General features: G+C 36.9%; 10 protein-coding genes. All 10 read right to left on the bottom strand.

The window, feature by feature from the left end; translation table 11 throughout:
• Positions 1 to 8: 8 nt before the first annotated feature.
• The 10 genes from ABID42_RS08480 to ABID42_RS08435 all read right to left on the bottom strand — a co-directional run bounded on the left by ABID42_RS08480 (position 9) and on the right by ABID42_RS08435 (position 19,702).
• Complete coding sequence (locus ABID42_RS08480; RefSeq protein ID WP_367283278.1) at positions 9 to 1,322, bottom strand: hypothetical protein; 1,314 nt, start codon at positions 1,320 to 1,322, stop codon at positions 9 to 11.
• Positions 1,323 to 1,393: 71 nt separating this feature from the next.
• Positions 1,394 to 2,275 carry a DUF1684 domain-containing protein gene (locus ABID42_RS08475; RefSeq protein WP_367283277.1) on the bottom strand — a complete coding sequence of 294 codons (882 nt, stop codon included), beginning with the start codon at positions 2,273 to 2,275 and terminating at the stop codon, positions 1,394 to 1,396.
• Positions 2,276 to 2,355: 80 nt separating this feature from the next.
• Positions 2,356 to 4,059 carry a tetratricopeptide repeat protein gene (locus ABID42_RS08470; RefSeq protein WP_367283276.1) on the bottom strand — a complete coding sequence of 568 codons (1,704 nt, stop codon included), beginning with the start codon at positions 4,057 to 4,059 and terminating at the stop codon, positions 2,356 to 2,358.
• Positions 4,060 to 4,165: 106 nt separating this feature from the next.
• Positions 4,166 to 5,626 (bottom strand): RagB/SusD family nutrient uptake outer membrane protein, encoded by a 1,461-nt coding sequence (locus ABID42_RS08465; RefSeq protein WP_367283275.1) that lies wholly within the window; start codon positions 5,624 to 5,626, stop codon positions 4,166 to 4,168.
• 44 nt (positions 5,627 to 5,670) lie between these two features.
• A complete protein-coding gene (locus ABID42_RS08460; RefSeq protein WP_367283274.1) occupies positions 5,671 to 8,844 on the bottom strand; it encodes a SusC/RagA family TonB-linked outer membrane protein in 3,174 nt (1,057 codons plus the stop codon).
• 94 nt (positions 8,845 to 8,938) lie between these two features.
• Positions 8,939 to 10,594 carry a hypothetical protein gene (locus ABID42_RS08455; protein WP_367283273.1) on the bottom strand — a complete coding sequence of 552 codons (1,656 nt, stop codon included), beginning with the start codon at positions 10,592 to 10,594 and terminating at the stop codon, positions 8,939 to 8,941.
• 24 nt (positions 10,595 to 10,618) lie between these two features.
• Complete coding sequence (locus tag ABID42_RS08450) at positions 10,619 to 11,962, bottom strand: DoxX family protein (RefSeq protein ID WP_367283272.1); 1,344 nt, start codon at positions 11,960 to 11,962, stop codon at positions 10,619 to 10,621.
• Positions 11,963 to 12,014: 52 nt separating this feature from the next.
• Positions 12,015 to 13,352 carry a RagB/SusD family nutrient uptake outer membrane protein gene (locus tag ABID42_RS08445; RefSeq protein ID WP_367283271.1) on the bottom strand — a complete coding sequence of 446 codons (1,338 nt, stop codon included), beginning with the start codon at positions 13,350 to 13,352 and terminating at the stop codon, positions 12,015 to 12,017.
• Between the two features lie 41 nt (positions 13,353 to 13,393).
• Entirely contained in the window at positions 13,394 to 16,438 is a 3,045-nt protein-coding gene (locus ABID42_RS08440) for a SusC/RagA family TonB-linked outer membrane protein (protein ID WP_367283270.1), read from the bottom strand.
• A 429-nt stretch (positions 16,439 to 16,867) separates the two neighbouring features.
• Positions 16,868 to 19,702, bottom strand: coding sequence for a TonB-dependent receptor (locus ABID42_RS08435; RefSeq protein WP_367283269.1), 2,835 nt, complete (start codon positions 19,700 to 19,702; stop codon positions 16,868 to 16,870).
• Positions 19,703 to 19,788: the final 86 nt, after the last annotated feature.

Raw genomic sequence — 19,788 nt, 5'->3', positions numbered from 1 at the left:
ACTTTGATTTAAAAGATTCGCACTTTTTTCTCTACCAAAGGATACTGTTTTTCAATTTTTTGAAGAATTACAAAAAGCGAATCACCACTTTCATTGATACCCTTTAAAATAAATTGCTTGTTATTAATATGCTTGTATTTTAAAAGTATCTTTTTGCTAGTATCCGCTCTGTTCCATAAGGTAAGACTTTGCTTGAGTGAATCTATTTCATAACCATAATACAATCGTCCTACGTTGCCATAATACTCCGTCGTTCTGGCTTTATTATCGGTATTTAATTTTGTCTGACTACCGACTTTGATGCTGAAAGTATTGAATTTTTCAAAAACTACATTTTGCCAACGAATGGTATCGTTGGTAGAGTAAGGAATAATCTGATTATTGATGCTAAATGCTGAAACATCGTAGAAACCTGCAAAAGACTTTACGCCGTCAGTCAAGGGTAGTTTAAATGTTTTATCAGCCGCATAAACTCTGCCGTATTCAAAACCACGATAAACCAAAAAGATTAGGATAAAACCCCACTTCAGTGTTAATCGAGTATTATTCTGCCATTTTTTCAAGAAATCAGGTGAAATAAAAGCAGGGATATTAGACGGTTTATGTAAAATGAGTAAGTCCCAGAAAGGCTTGAAATCTTTAACCAATAATAAAACAGCTAATGTAAAAATGTGTAGGCTGGTTAGCTCAACGCCTGCATCGTAACCAATATTCACAAACCAAATTGGGAGAAGAATTGCTACCATCATTAAAGCACCAAGTGTAGTTGTTCTTCTAAAAAGAATTAATATCGTAGCAGTTAATTCAAATATACCTGCAAAGACCTCAAAAAATGGCGAAACGCCAGTGGTTAACCAATAAAGTTTACCGGGAGTAAATTCTCCTAAATTGGTATTCAATTGACTAATTGTTGGGAAAGGCATTTGTACTGGGAATACTTTAGCAATGGCAAACCACGACATTCTTAAAGCTAAACTGTAGCGTACAATTACAAAAAACCAATAAGATAATCGGTTATAATCCTTGCGTTTTTTATCAAAAAAGTACCAGATTACGCCAACGACGATACTTAACAATAAAGTAATGAGCCAGCCAACATAATTTTTACCATCAGCATTATTGAAAAACCACGGATTATTCTGACTCGCCACATCGATAATTCTGAAAGGATGCGATTTTGTCTGAAAACTTTCGCTGTAGTCTTTTAAATAAAAACTGGGATAAAATGGAATACTTGTAACTGTAACAAAAAGGAATAATCCACGAAAAAGAATGGATTCATAAGGCTTTTTGAAAATGATATTTTCTTTTTCAGAGGACATAATTAAGGAGTTTTGGCTTTTGGCTTAAAAAAGCATATTGGTACATAAATGCCCAATACGCTTTAGCTTTTTTAATGATTCCCATATCGTTTTTCACCTGCTGTGATGGCTACAGCCAACTTGTTTTCCTGAGTTGGCAAAGGACAAGTAGCATAAGGTGTAAATGCGCAAGGTGGATTATAAGATTTGTTGAAATCAATATAAGTAATACCCTCAGCATCTGGACCGGGTACATCTAAAAATCTACCACCGCCATAGCTATCGTGTTTATTGGTTAAATCTCCGAATACAAAATGTAATCTTTCTTTTGTTCCAACGGCTTCTAAACTGTACTCTTTTCCATTTACTTTGAATACTAATTTGCCCGGAGATTCTTGTTCGTAAGTACGTCCAGTGATGTCAGTAATTTTAAGTTTTTTGCCAACCGAAGGAAAAAATTGAGCTTTGATTTTCCAGTCTTGGCTAATAGGAAAAGTTTCGATTCCTTTAAATCCTTTCAGATATGGACTCTCTAAATCTCGCAAGCGAATGGCATATTTATCACCTCGCTGAATGATAAACCATCTTAAAGATTTATGTTTTAAAACGGTAGGTTTACCAACATAAGGAAATAATTCGGCACGACTTACCAATGCTTCATCTTGATAAACAGCCGTATTTTTGTCTGCTTCAAAAGATACTTTACCTTCTTTCAAAATGATTTTTCCAAGCGTTGCATCGCTATGGTCAGCAGGAAATACAATAGCGTTTTTGGCATCGCCACCAATGGTATTTACGCCTTCTTCCAACCAAATAAGACCTGCTAGATTTAGCCAACCTTCTTCTTTTTTAAGGTCTTCAATGCGTTTTTGATGCCAACTTTTAATATCCTGTTGATAAGGAGTATCTGCTTTAAAAGCAACTATCAGGATTGATAGCAACAGAAATGCTAGGGATGTTACAGATTTTTGCATGGTATTTAAGAATTGATAATTTTTAGTTGATTGATTAATGCGATTCAAAAAAACGTATTGATGATGAGTATTTGTTGTTCTTAAAGTTGGAATAGCGATTTGTCACCAAATTCTATTACTTCTGCTAGGCGTTTAGCATTTTCATTTGCTTTGGTGATATCGCCTTTCTTAGTATAAACTTTATATAACCCCCAATAGGCATTGGCAGTATTAGGGTGACGCTTTAATAACTCTTGATAGGCTTCAATGGCTTGAGGAAAATTGCCAGCTTTCAAATGTGCTTCGGCCAAACTAATTAATACTGGTCTGGCATAAGTAGGGGGTTCACTATAGCCTAAATCTTCTTCCTTTTCTTGGGCTTTTTGTAGGATGATAATTGCCTCTTTGTGTTTATTTTCGGCACTTTTAATAACACCTTGAAGTTCTAAAGAAGCTACATTCAAATCTGCCAAGCGTTTGGTAGAAATTGCATCTTTAGCATTGTGTTGATTGCTATTTCGCCAAAGTAAAGCATCCAACGCATCTGCATAATGTTTCGCATCGTTGATTTTATTGTTTTTAGCCGCATCCATGCCTAGCGCAAAAAAATAGATTCCTTCTTTATAAGCTATTGCTTTTTGAGTAAAGAGACTATCTTTATCTACTTGGATAGTAGCGAGTCGGTCGGCTGCTTTTTTATAGAATCCAAAACAAAGCTCCATTTTAGCAGGTGCAATTACCCCTTGATAAAAGAAACGCCCTTCGTACTTACGTTTTCTTTCCTTCGTAGCAGGCATATTTTTTAGCTTTTCAGCATAATACAAAGCCGTTGAGTAGCGTCCATCTTCAGCACAGTTAGAAAGTAAGTAATTGATATTGTGGATATAATTCCAAGTATCTACTTCGGGTACTTTGAATTGCTTCATATAGGCAGAATCTACTTTTACCGCTGCTACAAAAGCATTAAAAGCCTTTTTATAATCGCCCAATTTATAATATACGTGTCCCGGCATGTGTACCATGTGACCAGAATTATTGGCTAGTTTGGGTAATTTTTCGGTACTTTCAAGTGCTTGTTCTGGACAGCAATTTTCTTTTAAGTGAATCCAATAATGATGTGCTGCCGCATTTTCAGGATGAGTTCTTAAAATATCCTTTAGTAAGTATTCAGCATATAACTGTCCTTCACGAGGTACCATTTTTGAATCATAACCGCCCATTTTACTCAAAGCCAAAAACAGTTTTGTATCCAAATCATCAGGATATTTATCAATGATGTATTCTAGTTTTTTCTGGTAAGCAGCTTTCCCGCCATCCACTTCAGAATCTCTCACTAAAATGGCTTCTGCATAACTGCGTTCTCTTTCGCTGGCTTTGCTTTTCAACTGTTTTAATTTTTGCAAGGCAAGTTTTTGGTCGTATTTGAATTCATCCCCTTCAATGGCACCAATCGCACTGTACAAACCATAGTAAGGCATAATTGCTGTTGAATCATGGCGAATAGCTTCTTTAAAAGCCCTGTAAGCTTCAAAATCCCAAAAGCAATGCAAGAGTGCAATACCTTGGTTAAAGAATTCTTGTGTTTTATTAGATTGAGTCGTAATCTTGAAAGCTACTTTCCCGATACCTTGCAAAAGCTGAGCAGGGGGTAAGTTGGGAACATAGGCCGTTTCTTTGCGATAATCTAAAATATGTTCGAGGTGACTATGGCTATCGTGACTTTCGCCATCATGCACTTCGTGTTGTGTACTATTATGTTGAGCGTGCCCCGCAGTGTCAGACTGGCGAACTCTTTGGGCTGTCATTTCAAAGCTTATCAAGCATAATAATATTGGAAAGTACTTCATTGATTTTTATGTTATAAAGCTCAAGTAGTCGGATGAAAATGGACTACTTGAGCAAGTAATCAGCTTATTCTAGTAATAATTTGTTGGTCACAATTTCCACATTTGGAAGAGGGAAAATGTAGTTAGTTTGTGATGGCTCAACAGCTGGAGCACTCAATGAACTGCTTGATTTAGCGGGTAATGGCAACAAATTGCGAAGCAAGTCGTTCGAGCGGAAACCTTCACCCAATAATTCGATGCGTCTTTCTTTTAAAATAGTATTTACCAAGGCTGTTTGTGTGCCAACGTTACTTTCTGGAAAAATATAAGTAGCATCCGAACGATTACGCACTGCTTTCAATAATTCCACCGATTTTGCTAAATCTCCTGTACGAGCCGCCGCTTCTGAATAATTTAGTAATACCTCTGAATAGCGAATGATGGGGAGATAGTCTAAAAAAGGAGAAGGCTTATTGTATTTAGTCAGGAATTGAACCCCTGAAGCAGTACGAGCAAACGTTCTTCTCAAATCAGTAGATTTCCATTCTGTTTCACCCCAAATACCGTTTGGATTTAAGTTATATTCTGAATTTGCATTAAACACATAAGGGAAAGATGTTTGCCCCGTTACATTATCCAAATCTGTCATTGGCACAGAGAGGATAGATTCTGTACTGGTATAATTGGTCGTGAAGATTTCTACAATATTTTGTAGTTTATGATTCACGCCTGTAGTAGCCGAGAAAGGAGCCGATGTTGATACTATTTTTTTAGCCTCTTCGATTACTTTAGCATAATTTCCTGAATTTAGATACACTCTTGTTTTTAGTGCAATTGCCGTATTTTTATGCGCTCTCGTTGTATTCAACAAGTTAGAAGCATAATTTGTAGGCAAATCAGCTTCGGCTTCATTCAAATCTTTGATGATTTGGGCATATACTTCGGCTACTGTACTTCTTTTCAAATCGTTGTTTGCAGTATTGGTTTCTGCTTGTAAACGAAGTGGTAATCCCGGAGAAGCACCATTGTTTTCATTGTATGGTCGTGCATACAATGTTATCAAACTATAATAGCTTAATGCTCTTAAAAACTTAGCTTCTGCAATGTATTGTTTGGTAAGAGTAGCACTTACTTTGTTCGGGTTATCCGTTAAGCCCTTAATAACGATATTAGCATTATTGATAGCGCCATAACCTGCTGCCCAGAAACCTGCTACAAAGTTTGACCCCGAATTAAGCGTTTGGTTCCAAGCTTCATAAGCGGTAAATGTATTGCTGGTGCGGTTGATAAATTCTTCTCCACGAGCTTCCGTGTAGGTATAATAATTTCCTCCGTAATAATTCCCGTTTTTTACAGCCTTGTAAATTCCATTGACTAAGCCCAAAATTCTTTCAGGCGTATCAAAGGCATTTGTTCCAGAAATAGAAGTAGCAGGCGTTGGATTTAAGTATTCTTGATCATTACAAGCAGTTGTTCCTAATACCAATGATAAACAAAAGATGCCGCTAATACGAGAAATATATGTATGTTTTGTGAATGTTTTCATGTTTAATACTATTTATGGATAGCCATTTTAGGCTAACGCTTTCGTTAAAAACTTACGTTTAGTCCCAAAGTAAATGTTCTTGCTTGTCCAACTGAGTTTTTCTCTACACCTGGAGTAGTATTTGAGTTACCATTTACAGACGATTCTGGGTCAGCACCTGTATATTTTGTTATTAAGAATAGGTTTGCTCCTTGGGCATATACACGTACTGAGCTAATACCAATTTTTGTAAACAAAGCAGACGGAAGTCTATAGCCTAGAGAAAGGTTTTGTAAGCGAAGGAAATCCGCTTTTTCAGCATTTGTTGAAACAGGGAAAGAAGAACCACTTGATAATTGGTCATTATAAACCAGTCTTGGTACATCAGTAATGTCTCCAGGTTTTTGCCAGCGATTTAAGATTTCAGTCGAGTTGTTATAAGCACGTTGGTCAAGCAAAGTAGCTCTTGTTCCATTCATGATATAGTTGCCACCTGAGAATGAAAGATTAATGCCTAAATCAAAATTGCCATACTTGAAATTGTTTGAAAAACCACCATACCAAGTTGGTAGTGCATTTCCGATTAAATAATAATCAGCACCTGTAATAGCTGCTGCTTTTTCACCATTTAGGTAAGTCCACTGACTTTGCCCCGGTAATACCACTTGGCTGTATTGTACTTGTTCACCTTTTTTATTGATGAAAATTCTTTGACCATTCGCAGGATTTACTCCAGCCGTTTTTGCGCCATATAAACTACCTACCGAATAACCAACTCGTGTGATATTCGTGGTTTCGTAAGATACGTGAGTAGTACCAATAATATCAGTATTTCCTTCTGCAAGGGCTGTTACTTTGTTTTCTAGTTTAGTGAAATTAAAGGAAGTATTCCAAGAAAAATCGCCTTTGCGGATAACTGTTGCTGTAATTCCTAATTCAATACCACGGTTGTACATTGAACCCACATTACCTAAAATAGCATTGCCAGGAATCCCTTTTGATACTGCTTGTGGGGCGCTCAAAATCAAACCATTTACGTCGTTATTGAAATAAGTCAATTCTACTTGAACTCTATTGTTCAATAACCCTAAGTCTGCTCCAATATTGGTTTGATTACTCGTTTCCCAGCCTAAGTTCGAGTTCCCTGCTTGAGAAATCGCCCAAGTAGCAGCATTTCCATACAATGAGCCACTGTATAATTCTAATGAACTGAAGGCATCGCTTAAATTACCATTGCCTACACGTCCCCAGCTTGCTCTTAGTTTTACATTGTTCAATACAGAAGAAATGGCAGAAGATTTATAAAATTCTTCTTCAGAAATTGCCCATCCTCCAGAAACACCACCGAAGTTTCCATATTTTCTTCCAGAACCAAGTGCTGAGTTACCGTCACGACGGAAGTTGAAAGTAAGGAAGTATTTTTTAGCCCAGTCGTATGTTAAACGAGAGAAGAAAGAAAGGAAAGCACGTTCACTAATTTCATTGTTTGTTGCCGAAATTGCTCCCCAGTTTCCTTGGTAGTTTTCAAAGTAAGGGTCAGCACTTTGCGTTCTTGAAGCACCCCAAGCATTATAATTGAATTTTTGTAAATCATAGCCTACTAAAGCTGAAACATTGTGCTTGTCGGCAATCGTTGTATTGTAAGTTAGCGTATTTGTCCAGTTCCAGTTATCTCTTACTGCCGAAACATTTGTTGCATTTCCTCTACTTGAAAAACCATTTCCTTGAATCGGACTATCATAGCTATAAGTATCCGTTCTAAGGCGATCAATCGCATAAGTAGTTGTAAATTCTAAGTTTTTGTACAACTTAGCCACCGCAGCAAAACTTGCAATAACACGGTCGTTTTCAGAAGTATATTTGTTTTCACGAAGTAAAGCTACAGGATTCCCCCAGTTACTTACAAACTGATTATTTCCAACCCCAATTGTATTTGGGCTATTAGGGTTGATGTTATAAGAACCATCGGCATTGAATGCTGGTACGTTTGGAGGTAAAGCCACAGCCAAGCGAGCAGCACCTACTAAGAAGAAATTAGAGTTTGCCAATGAACCTGAATAAGGAGACTGGTTAAAACTTGTATTATAAGAAAGACTACCTTTCAATTTTAACCAACCTGTAAGTTCTTGGTCGATGTTAAAACGAGCTGATTTTCTTTTAAACTCGTTTGTTACTAAGAAACCTTTTTGGTCTGTATAGTTGGCTGAAAAGTAATAAGATGTCGTTGGTGTTCCGCCAGAAACATTCACATTGTGGTTTTGTGCTGTTCCTGTTTGGTAAATATAATCATACCAACGAGTGTTAATGGGATTATTGTTTGCATCATAATTTGGATAAAATAATGCTGAAGCCACATTGTTATTATTGGCATTACCTCCCAAAATTTTAGCGTTTAAAACAGCTTCATTTTTGATGGCAATAAACTGTTCTGCATTTAATAATTTAGGCAAACGCACTACGTCAGAAACGCCCGTCCAACTATCAAAGCTGATACGAGGCTTCCCTGATTTACCTCTTTTTGTGGTAATTAATAATACTCCTGCCGCAGCTCTTGAACCATAAATAGAAGTTGAAGCAGCATCTTTTAAAACATCTATTGATTCAATATCAGCTGGGTTAATATCCCCAAGTGGGTTGTTTGGCACGGCTGTACTTGTTGAAACATTACCCGTATTAATAGGAATACCGTCCACAACAACTAATGGATATGAACTCAAGGAAATAGAGTTTACTCCACGGATACGAATAACTGGCGGGTTATTAAGTACTCCGTTGGGCGATGCAACATTTACCCCAGCAGCACGACCAGACAAGGCTTGGTCAAAACTTTGAATGGGTTGTTCTTTGATGGCTTCGCCTGAAACCCTTACAGCTGAACCTGTAAATTCAGCTTTGGTTTGTGTACCATAGCCAACAACTCTTACTTCAGCTAATTCATTATTAGCAGGAATTAAATCTACAGAAATAATAGATTGATTTCCTACAACTTTTTCGACGTTAGCAAAACCAACAAATGAAAATACCAAAGTAGCTTTTTCAGAAGCACTGATTTTGTAATATCCCTTTTGGTCGGTAACAGCTCCAGTATTTGAGCCTTTGATTAAAACAGAAACACCCGGAAGTGCATCGCCCGTTTCTTTGTCTTTGATAGTACCCGTAATGGTTTTTAATTGAGCAAACAGTGATGTGCTGAGGCTCAAAAATAGACATGTGATGATGTGTAATTGTCTGATTTTCATGCGTGCTTTTTTTGAGAAGTTTTAAATAAAAGTTAAGGGATTTTCAACTTGCTAATGATTCAGCAAGTTGAAAACTGTTGATTAAGAAATGTATTTAGTTGTACTTACCAGCTTCCAAGGTACTTTTTGAAAGGGCATATTTTTTAGTATATCGGTTTAGAGTAACATGAATAGAATCTTTATTTTCGTTGATACCCGAAAGTAAAACCCTGTTTCCGTCATCTAAAACGGTATATTTCAAAATCATTCGATTGCGTTTACTTGGTTTGCTTTCTGCTTTGATGCCTTTTGTACGGCGAGAAGAACGAGCGATGGCTTCTATTTTTGGGTCTTCTGGACCAATATTGGCTAATGCTTCTTTAGATATCCAGTTGTCTGCCACTTCTTCTGCTTTTACTTCTTTCTTTTTACGAATAGTTTCTCCACCTAAATCACGATTATTTACCAAAAACTCTCGATTTTCTTGGTTGCGTGAGCCTCTGTTTTTATCCTGCAAATACAATACTTTATTCACAGTATCGGCTTCATAATAGAAAACTCGTTGTCCGCCAGCTACGCCCGTTAGCTCAAAGGTTCGGTTAATATCTCTCATGGGCGCACCCCCGCCATTGGATAAATCTAATTCTACAGGCTTGTTTACTTTAAAAGTAAGCGTTGTCCATTTTTCGAAAGTAGCTTGTTGCCACCTTAAAGTGTCCGTAGGCGAATAGGGGATAACTTGGTTATTGATTTTGAATTCCGAAACTTCATAATTCCCACGCAATTCAGGAATACCTTTCAAAGCAGGTTGTTTGTAAGGATCATACAAAAAATTCACTACTGCTAAATACGTAAACACTGGTAAAAACAAAACAATGGTAGCTGTTTTTAGCGTAATTCTGGTGATACGTTGCCACGCTTTATCAAAAACTGGATAGTGTGTTACAGGAATTGTCAGTCGTTCTAAAATCAGTAACTTATAAATTCTAGGGACATAATCAACCAACAAAAATCCTGAAAGTAATACAAAATATGAACTGTAAACGTGTACCCCGCCATCATAAGCAAGGTTTACATATACAATATCAGCCAAGGCCCCAAAGAGTAAAACCGAACCCCAGAAAGTAGTTGCTCTGAAAAATAACAATGCTCCTGCGGCAACTTCAACAACGCCCGTGAATACTTCGTACCAAGGCACAATACCGATTGATAACCAATAGATTTTTTGAAGTGTTAAATCTCCAAAATTAGTATTCAGTATTCCCCAAGATGGATAAGGTAATTGCGTTGGTGTTAATTTTGTAAAACCAAAACCAATAATCCCGATTCCTGCACGATAACGAACGATTACTTTTAGCCAGTAATAAAGAATGTTATAGGTCTTGGGTTCTTTCTTAATCAAATAAACTATAGCAGTCCATAGAAGTCCGCCTACAACAGCAAAGATTAGTGTAATGACCCAAACGGCATAACCGTTGAGCGAAGAGCCAAAAATTTTGTTACCAAAGAAATTTAGCCCAGAACCAAATCTTGCAATATCGTACAAATCTCTGTAGTGCAAATGTAACCAATTGAAAGTAGCGATTTCTTTATACCATTCTAAAGTATTGGGTAGCGACATCGCCACAAAGAATACAAATGCTATACGGAAAAGCACTTTTTGCCAACCTGACCACGTTTGTTCGGTCGTATTTGTTTGACTATTTATGGTGTTTTCGGGCAATTCTATACCCAAATCCTCATGCTCTAAATAAAAGTTTGAATGCGACATTTTGTATGGAGTTTATGGTAAGAATTAAAGTTTAAGTACACCTCTACGTCCTAATTTTTGTGCTTCGAAAGTCAAATATTTTTTGTTGACTTTATTCAAAACAGCATAAACAGAATCGTGTTGGGTATTTACGCCCGACAAAACAAGTGTCGAATCATTAAGTTTTTTGAACGATAAAGTAAATTGGTCATTCTTGTGATTAACATTTTTATTACTCAGCGAAAGCGTTGATTTTGAAGCATCTATACTGTACTGATAATAATGGCGACCTTGCGAACCAGATAATTCATAAACACGAGAAGCATCTTCTTTAAAAATTTCTTCACTTGGTAAATGCGTCAAAATCACCGATTTGTTAGATTTTATGCTAATGGTATTCCATTTTTCAAATACCACATTTTGCCAACGAATCGTATCTGTTTTTGAATAAGGAATACTCTGGTTATTCCATTTAAATTCACTCACATTATAAAGCCCAGCAGTATTTTCTAAACCTTTTTCAGCGGGAAAATGATAGCCTCCTTTTTGGTAACTTCCATAAGTTTTCAATCCATAGAATATTACAAAAAAGAGAACGTAAGCAAATTTGATAGCAATTCTAACCTGACTCCATTTTTTGTCAAATACAGGTTGAAAGCGGTTAGGTAAAGTCGGTTTTTCTAAAGAAAGTAAATTAAATAATCGGATAGCATCAAATGCAAAAAGGTAAAGTGCTAGAGCTATCAGATAGAAAGCATAAACATATTCACCACCTTCGTAAGCAATATTTGAAATGGCAACATTTCCTGCAAAAGGTAAAATTATTAAAGTAGCAATCGTTGTCGTTTTTCTGTTCAGCAGTAATAAACCTCCTACAATTTCTATCAATCCTAGAAAAGATTGATAGCTAGGTACAACGCCCAAACCCAATGAAAATAGTTTCCAAGCAGTAAAATCGCCATATTCAGTATTAAGATTACTGATAGAAGGAATTGGCGACTGAATTGGAAAGAATTTGAGAAAACCATAGGCAATCACTCCAATCGCTAAACGATAACGTACTACAACTCGTATCCAATAATACAATTGGTCATAATTGATGTCTTTTTTGTAAATCGTATCCCATGCAAATGTCCCAATTCCTGCTATTACAGCAATAATCAGCCAGTTGGAAAAGTTGTCATTTCCTGTAAAACTAGGGGCATACTTCGACAAATAGAAAATATCAGGATAGCCTATATTCAACCAATTGGTAGAAAAAAGGTGCTTGAAAAACCTAATGTCGATAGGTAGTACCTGCAAGAAGAAATAGATACCGAAAAACTTAAAAACGAGTTTCTCTGTACTAGTCCATTCGCTTTGCGAGTTAATTTCTAGTGTTTTAGCCATTTTAATATTGGGTTTAAGCCACAGGCTAGGTAACTAGCCTGCGGACTAAAAATTAATATCCTTTATTTTGTACTAATGATTTATCAATCAATAATTCTCCAGCTGGAATCGGTAAAACAAATCTGTTGGCATCGCTAAGATTAAATACTTGTGCGGCACGACCTGTTCTTACAATGTCATACCAACGATGCGGCTCTAATGCAAACTCTACTCTTCTTTCATTTTCGATGGCTAAGAGTACATTGTCTTTCGTGGAAGCGGTACTTGCTACAAGACCAGCACGGTCACGAACAGCATTCAAATCTGTAAGTGCGTCCGTAATTTTGTCTTGATTAGCACGAGCTTCCGAACGAATTAAATATAATTCTGCAATACGAATAATGTAACTTGGGTCAGAAGCAGGAGTACGATAATACAAATTTCCATACCAACGATTTTGGTTGTCTTTTGCAACTAAAGTACTGCGAGTTCCTCCAACAGTTGGATCGTTCAACAGTGCAACAATGGCATCATTTGGAGCCCATTGACGAGTACCTCCATTAGTTTGAGGTTGCCATTGGTTACGGTGCGTATTAGGCTCGTTGGCACTATAGAAAATTTCAAAAACAGACTCTTGTGTTCCTCTAGCATCGCTCGCAAAAAAAGTATTGAATGGTTTTAATAAACGATAATTGCTGTCTGTCAATACTTTAGTCGCATATTCTTCTGCCTTCGCCCATTCTTTTTGGTACAAATGGTATCTTGCACGCAAAGCCCAAACAGTTTTGCGAGTAGCTCTGTAACGGTCTGTCGTAACAGGTAATAATGTTTCAGCTGTTTCTAAATCTTTTAATACTTGTGCATAAGTTTCGGCTTGTGTACTTCTACCGATACCTCTGTTTTCAGTTGGACTAGCCGTTGGTTTTGTCACAATTGGCACGCCACCCCAAGTACGAGCCAAATCAAAGTAAGCTAAAGCTCTGATAAAATAAGCTTCGCCAATGATTTGATTTTTTAAGGCTTCTGTCAAAAGCGGGTCTGTAACAGTTGGTACTTTTGCCAGCACATTATTTGCACGGTTGATGGTAACATAAATGGCTGTCCAAGCTCCAGAAATAGTCGAGTTTTCAGCATTTACTTTTTTATTGATAAACTCCTGTACTTGCGACTGCGAGCCAGTCCATTGAATATTATCGCCCGACAAATAGCCAATAGATTGGAAAGTAGTACCGTAATAATTAGCACTAGCAAGTGCCGAATAAACACCTCTGATAGCTGTTTCAGAGGATGTTTTATCGTAAATAGTCTGTGTATCTGAAATAGACTCTAATGGCTTTACATCCAAATAATTTGAACACGATGCTAATAAAGCTACTAGTCCTATTGAGTATATATATTTTAAAGTCCTCATAAATCTAATATTTAAATGGGTTGTCTATGCTGATTTTTTGATTAAAAAGTCAAATTAAAACCAGCTTGGAAACTACGTGGTTGTGGTGGCGTTCCTAAATCTATCCCTTGTGCATTTTGGTCGCTACTGGCACTAGATTCTGGGTCGAGTCCTGTATATTTTGTAATCAAGAACAGATTTGTTCCATTCACAAACACCTTGATACCTTCGGCACCTAGTTTTTTAGCAAAAGATTTTGGCAAATTATAGCCTACATTTAACGAACGGAGTCGTATAAACGAACCATCTTCCAACCAGCGACTTCCACCATCACGATAATTATTAACATTTACTCCGTCAGGGCGAGGAACGTCAGTAATGTCGCCCGGTTTTTGCCAACGAGCTACGTTACTAGCAAAAATAATACGAGCTGCATCTCTAGCTCCGCCGCCCTCTCCAAAGAATTTATTGTGGTTATAGATTTTGTTCCCATACTGGAAAGCTAAGAAAGCTGATACTTCAAAACCTTTGTAACTGAAATTGTTAGTAAATCCGCCAAAGAATTTCGGCCAAATACTTCCTACAATTTGTCGGTCAGCAACGGTGATTTGCCCATCTTTATTCACATCTTCATACACTACATTTCCTGTTTGCGGGTCAACATACAATTGTTTATATACCCAGAAAGAGTAAAGAGGAGTACCTTGTTGTTGAAGAATCAAGTCTCTACTTCCATAGCGAAGTGGATTTTCTAATTTCTCAATATTATTAATATTTTGAGCAATGTTTAAACTAGATGTCCAAGTGAAACCACCTCGTTGAATATTCGTTGTGTTGATACTAAATTCAAAACCTTTATTGCTGATTTCAGCAGCGTTGCTCCAATAATTGGCGAAACCTGTTGTACTTGGTAAAGCCAATTGCAATAAACCATCTCTGGTGTATTTAGTATAATAATTTAATTCAAAGGCAATTTTTCCATTTAATAAAGAAGCATCTACACCCACATTAAATTGATTTGTTTTTTCCCATCTTAAATCTGGGTTAGCCAATTGTTGTGGTGCTGTTCCTGCACTTCCTTGGTAAGATGCACCACCAGTCCACAAACCTTGTGAAGCAAAGTTTCCAATACCGTTTTGGTTTCCTACAATACCATAACTAGCTTTTAATTTTAAGTCTGAAATAACAGTATTGCTTTTAAGAAAATCTTCTTGTTTTAATCGCCAAGCGGCACCTACTGCAGGGAAATAGCCCCATTTACGGTCTGTCCCGAAACGAGAAGAACCATCTGCTCTCAAGCTTACGTTGAATAAATATTTTCCGTCAAAATTATAGTCTGCTTTCGCAAAAAATGACGCTAAATTACTTTTACTCCAGTTTTGTGAACTAATTGTTGTAGCAGCCGAAGAAATAATTTTGAATGAATTATTCGCAAAACCTCTTCCTTCGGCATAAGTTCTGTTCAATACGTCGCTTTGTAAGGTATTGCCTACGACTAATCCGAAAGAATGTTTGTCGCCCAATTTCTGGCGATAAGTAAGCGTTTGTTCGTTCAATAATGAAGTAAACTGAGAAATCGAAGAAGTAGCCAAACCACCTTGTGCTCCTAATAATAGGAAAGTATTCCAGTATTCCGATTCGTTATAATTGTTGTAATCAACACCCCAACTTGAACGTAATTTTAAATTGGGAAGTAAATAAGCTTCCGCATAAAGATTACCAATATATCTCAAACTAGTTGAATGTACATCGTAGTTTTCTAATAATAAAGTTAAGTTATCAAAGCCTGCACGACCCACCAAAACACCTTGTTCATTGTATGGTGACAAATAAGTAGGAGTGTGCAAAGCAGCTTGTAGTAAACCTCCTTGTGGACCATCACCAGCACGAGCTTGGTTACGATATGTTCTTGAAAAAGAGTTACTTACGCCGATTTGTACTTTGTCGTTAATCTTCTGGTCGAGATTTACTTTAAAGCTTGCTCTATCAAAAGTGATGGGTTTAAGAATTGCTTCTTGAGAATTAAAACCACCGCCAATATAATACTTCGTAGTTTTTGTACCTCCCGATAATGATATATCATAGCTTTGAAGTGTCGCTGTACGGAAAGCTTCGCCGAGTCTGTCGTAAGTTTGTTGTTCTTCAGGCAAACCACGTCCACCTTCTGATACTGGTCTGAATGGTCGGTTTGCCACAGTTCTGTTAAGCGAAGGCGTATCTTTACCAGTATTAATCCACCATTCGTTTACTAATTGAGCATGCTCTGGACCAGTTGTCAAATCCCAAAGTTTAACAGCCTTTACTTGTCCGAAACTTGCGTTGATATTTACTTTTGGCGCTTGTTCAAAATTTCCTCTTTTTGTCGTAATTAAAATTACACCATTAGCCCCTCTTGAACCATACAAAGCGGTTGCTTCTGCATCTTTCAATACTTCAATACTTTGAATATCAGCAGGGTTAAAATCTGCAATTGGCGATGTCGCTTTACCGCCTGTTCCAATTGTTTGAAGACTGTTACTATTGATAAAAACACCGTCAACAACATACAAAGGGTCGTTGTCGGCATTGATAGAAGTAGCTCCACGTACTCTTACATTAACGGCTTCGCCCGGTACTCCTGTGGCTGAAGAGATTTGTACACCAGAAACTTTTCCTTGTAATTGAGCATCTATACTTCCTACAGGAATCGAACTAACTTCTGAAGGATTTACTTTTGTGATAGATCCAATCAAATTTTTACGTTCCTGTGTTCCATAACCAACCACTACAATTTCACTTAATTCTCTGTTATTTGCTTTAAGTTGAATGTCGATATTATTCGTTTTTACAACTACTTCTTTGGCATCATATCCTACAAAATTTACAACAAGTATATAAGGAAATTTTTGACCTGTCTTAAAGTAAAACTTCCCATCTGCATCGGCTAACACACCATGAGTAGTTCCTTTAATTTTAATAGAAGCGCCAATGAGGGGTTCTTTTGAACTTTCGTCTAACACTCTTCCTGAGAGCGTAGAATTAATAGTGGCATCGGTATTTTGGGCAAATAGCCCAAAAGGAAACAATAAAATACCTAGCCAGAATACTACTAGTAATTTTTTTTTCATTTACTTTGCATTGGTTAAATTAAAAAATAAGGTACTGGGAGTACAGCTTTTGCGTGCTCCTGAATCATTCCACAATGAACCTTTTTTGAACCAGCCATTCTTGTTACAGCAAGAGTGGCTTTTTTTAGTGTTTAAGTATTTGGTTTTATTTATTGATGAAATATACATAATCCATTAAAACTATAGACTATATGTGCAAAATTACTCTTCAAAATTAGACTTTACAAACATTTTTCAAAAAATTTAATATATCAGTATAAATGAGGTAAGATTAATCTGCTAAATGACTACTGCCAAAGATTTTTAATCGCTTTTGGAATTATATAAAATAGACAATATTTATTTTACAAATGCTTGATTATCAAAATCTTGAAAAAATCATTTAAAAAAAGCCCTCGTTTTGCAACGAGAGCTTCTCAGAGGGTATATTTAGAAGTTAAAAGTTAATCTGCCATAATAAAATGCACCATTGAATCCGAACTGTTGTCCGCCACCTGTTCCCCAAGGCACAGTGCCCGTTTGGTTATTTGCAATGCTTAATTGGTCGGGATAGACATCAAAAATATTATTCGAACCCAAAGTAATTCCTACAGATTTATTCAGTTGATAATTCACTGAAATATCAGTCGTTGTTTTCGGACTAAAAGTTTGGTCTCTTCCACCTGTTGCGCTGTTTATATTACTTTGAGTTGTGTAAAATGTATATTCACCAAAGCGAGTAACAACCACATTAGGCGTAATTCGTCCCCAAGTATAACCAGCTAATAATACCAATTTGCTTTGTGGAGTACCTCTTTCATAACGTCCTCTTTGCTGACGGTCAAAGAAAATACGTTCAGATAAATATTGGCGAACTTCTTCTGTTCCTGAAGACGTTAAACCACTTGGCACATGAACATCAGTTACTTTCGTTTGGGTGAAATTTCCTGCTAATGAAAGATTAAGTGTTCCTGCACCAACACGATTTTTGTAGGCTAAAACCACATCAATCCCTTTGGTTTTGGTATCAATGGCATTGGCAAAAAACTGAGCAGCATTTACGTCTGGATAATTAGACAATAATCCTTTTACTAATTGCGCTGCTCCTTTAATAGTAGCATCACTGTTGTTAATCGAACTAAAATCAAAAGTACCTGTAAGCGTAATGCGATTTTTAATGTCAATTTGATAAGCATCAACCGTAGCCGTAAAATGTTTCGCAATGCGACTGGTAATTCCTAAACTAAAATTGTTTGACGTTTCAGCCTTCAAGTTAGGAATACCAAATGATCTTGTGACATTGTTATCATTGTTCGATACTAACGAAAGAATCAAACCTCCATCAGCTTGTGGAATAGAAGTAGTTGCCGAGTAATATTTCTGTTGTAAAGAAGGCGCTCTAAAACCTGTACTAACCGCTCCTCTCAATGATAAACTTTCAAGAATGCTATTTCTATCATCAATCAATTTCAAAGAAGTAGATGTTTTCCATGTTAATTGGTCGCCAAAATCGCTGTATTTTTCATAGCGTAAAGCCCCAGTTAACAAGAACTTATCTGAGATTTCGGCTTCAACATCGCCATACAAACCAATGCTATGACGGTATTGATTTTGGGCATCCGCAGGCTGATAACCAGGAAATACTTGTGCGCCAGCAGGTCTAACACCTTTCGTTTTTCCGCCTACTGTACTGATATAAGTAGTATCGCCATAGTTTTTGTATGACTTTTCTTCTCCAGCAATGATTTGATAGTTTTCAAAACGATATTCTGCTCCAAAAGCTACGTTGAAAGCTTTGATGGCTGCATTTTCAAAACGTTGAGACAATCCAATATTAGTTGTATTCTGATTAAAGACTAAAGCTCCGCTGTTAAATTTTGTAGGACTAGATGTTCCAATCGAAGCATTAATTGTATTTTGAATCGTATAATCAATACGGTTATGTCCAGAAGTATTACTAAAATCAACATTCCAGCCATTGGCTTTTCCTTTGATTCCAGCTGTGAAAGAACCATCTACTAAGCGAGCAGCATTTTCTCCCAAGAAACCCGTCGGGTAAATTGTTGGAAAATATCTACTTGAAATACTATTAATCGTTGTTGTTCCATTCGGAAAACGATAAGCATTATTCGGGCTGATACTATATTTTGAAGAGATTCCGCCAAAAGCATAAAATTCTACATCATTGCCCAATGGTAAAGCAGCGTTGACAAATAAACTAGCATTTTCTTGTTTTCCATTACCACTTCTTGCTGAACTATATCTATCAACAGATTTTTCTTTGGCATCTACAATTTCAGAGCTTGTACCTACTGCATAAGGAAACCAATATAATTTTGCTCCTGTTAAGCGGTTATTATATTCATAAAAACCTGAACGGTCGGTAGCATCACGGTTATTGATTTGTCCTGAAATATTAATAAAGCCTTTTTCCCCTAAACGGAAACCATAATTTACGCCTGTTAATAAAGTAAAACCATCTTTTTTGTTACGATAACTGGTATTGTATTCTCCTGTTGTAATCGTTACTTGTCCTTGATCTACACTTGATTTCAAGACAATATTAATCACACCAGCAATCGCATCTGAACCATACTGAGCCGCCGCACCGTCACGCAATACTTCAATACGCTCAATGGCTGAAACAGGAATCGCATCTAAATCAGCTGACGAAGCACCTTGAGCTGGTGTTCCTAATACATTGACTAAAGCACTGGAATGACGACGTTTACCATTTACTAAAATCAAGGTTTGGTCTGGAGCAACACCTCTTAAAGCAAGCGGATTAATGTGCGAAGAACCATCTCCGCCAGTTTGACGATTAGAATTTACCGAAGGAGCAATAAAACTTAGAATTTGTGATAAATCCGTTCTTCCTGTAGCGACTATTTCCTTACTGGTAATAATATCAACAGGAACAGGCGTTTCTATATTAGTTCTTGCTTGGTTTGAACGAGAACCAATAACAACCACTTCGTTAAGGTCTTGTTGGTCAGGATTTAGTTTAATCGTCAATGAATTTTGGTTGCCAACTTTTACTTGTTGACTCACGTAACCCACAAAAGATACAACCACTACATCTTCTGGTTTAGCAGAAAGCGTAAAGTTTCCGTCAAAATTAGACGTTGTACCTGTTTGCGTACCTTTTATCAAAATGGTGGCACCAGCCAGCGGAGCATTATCTTTTGCATCAATAATTTTACCCACGATGTTATTGCGTTTTTGGGCAATGGCTGTACTAAAAAGCAAGCTTAGGCTAAATAATAAAAGTAATTTTTGTTTCATTATGGAAGATTTTCGTTAAAGTAAAGATTAGGTAAAAGACAGCCGTAATAACATGGCAACTATTACGGACTGTCTATGTGGGGGTA

The sequence above is a fragment of the Arcicella rosea genome (genome assembly GCF_040543805.1).
GTDB classification, from domain to species: Bacteria; Bacteroidota; Bacteroidia; order Cytophagales; family Spirosomataceae; genus Arcicella; species Arcicella rosea.
Note: the sequence above shows the minus strand (reverse complement) of the source record. Positions and strands in the feature narration are given on the sequence as shown.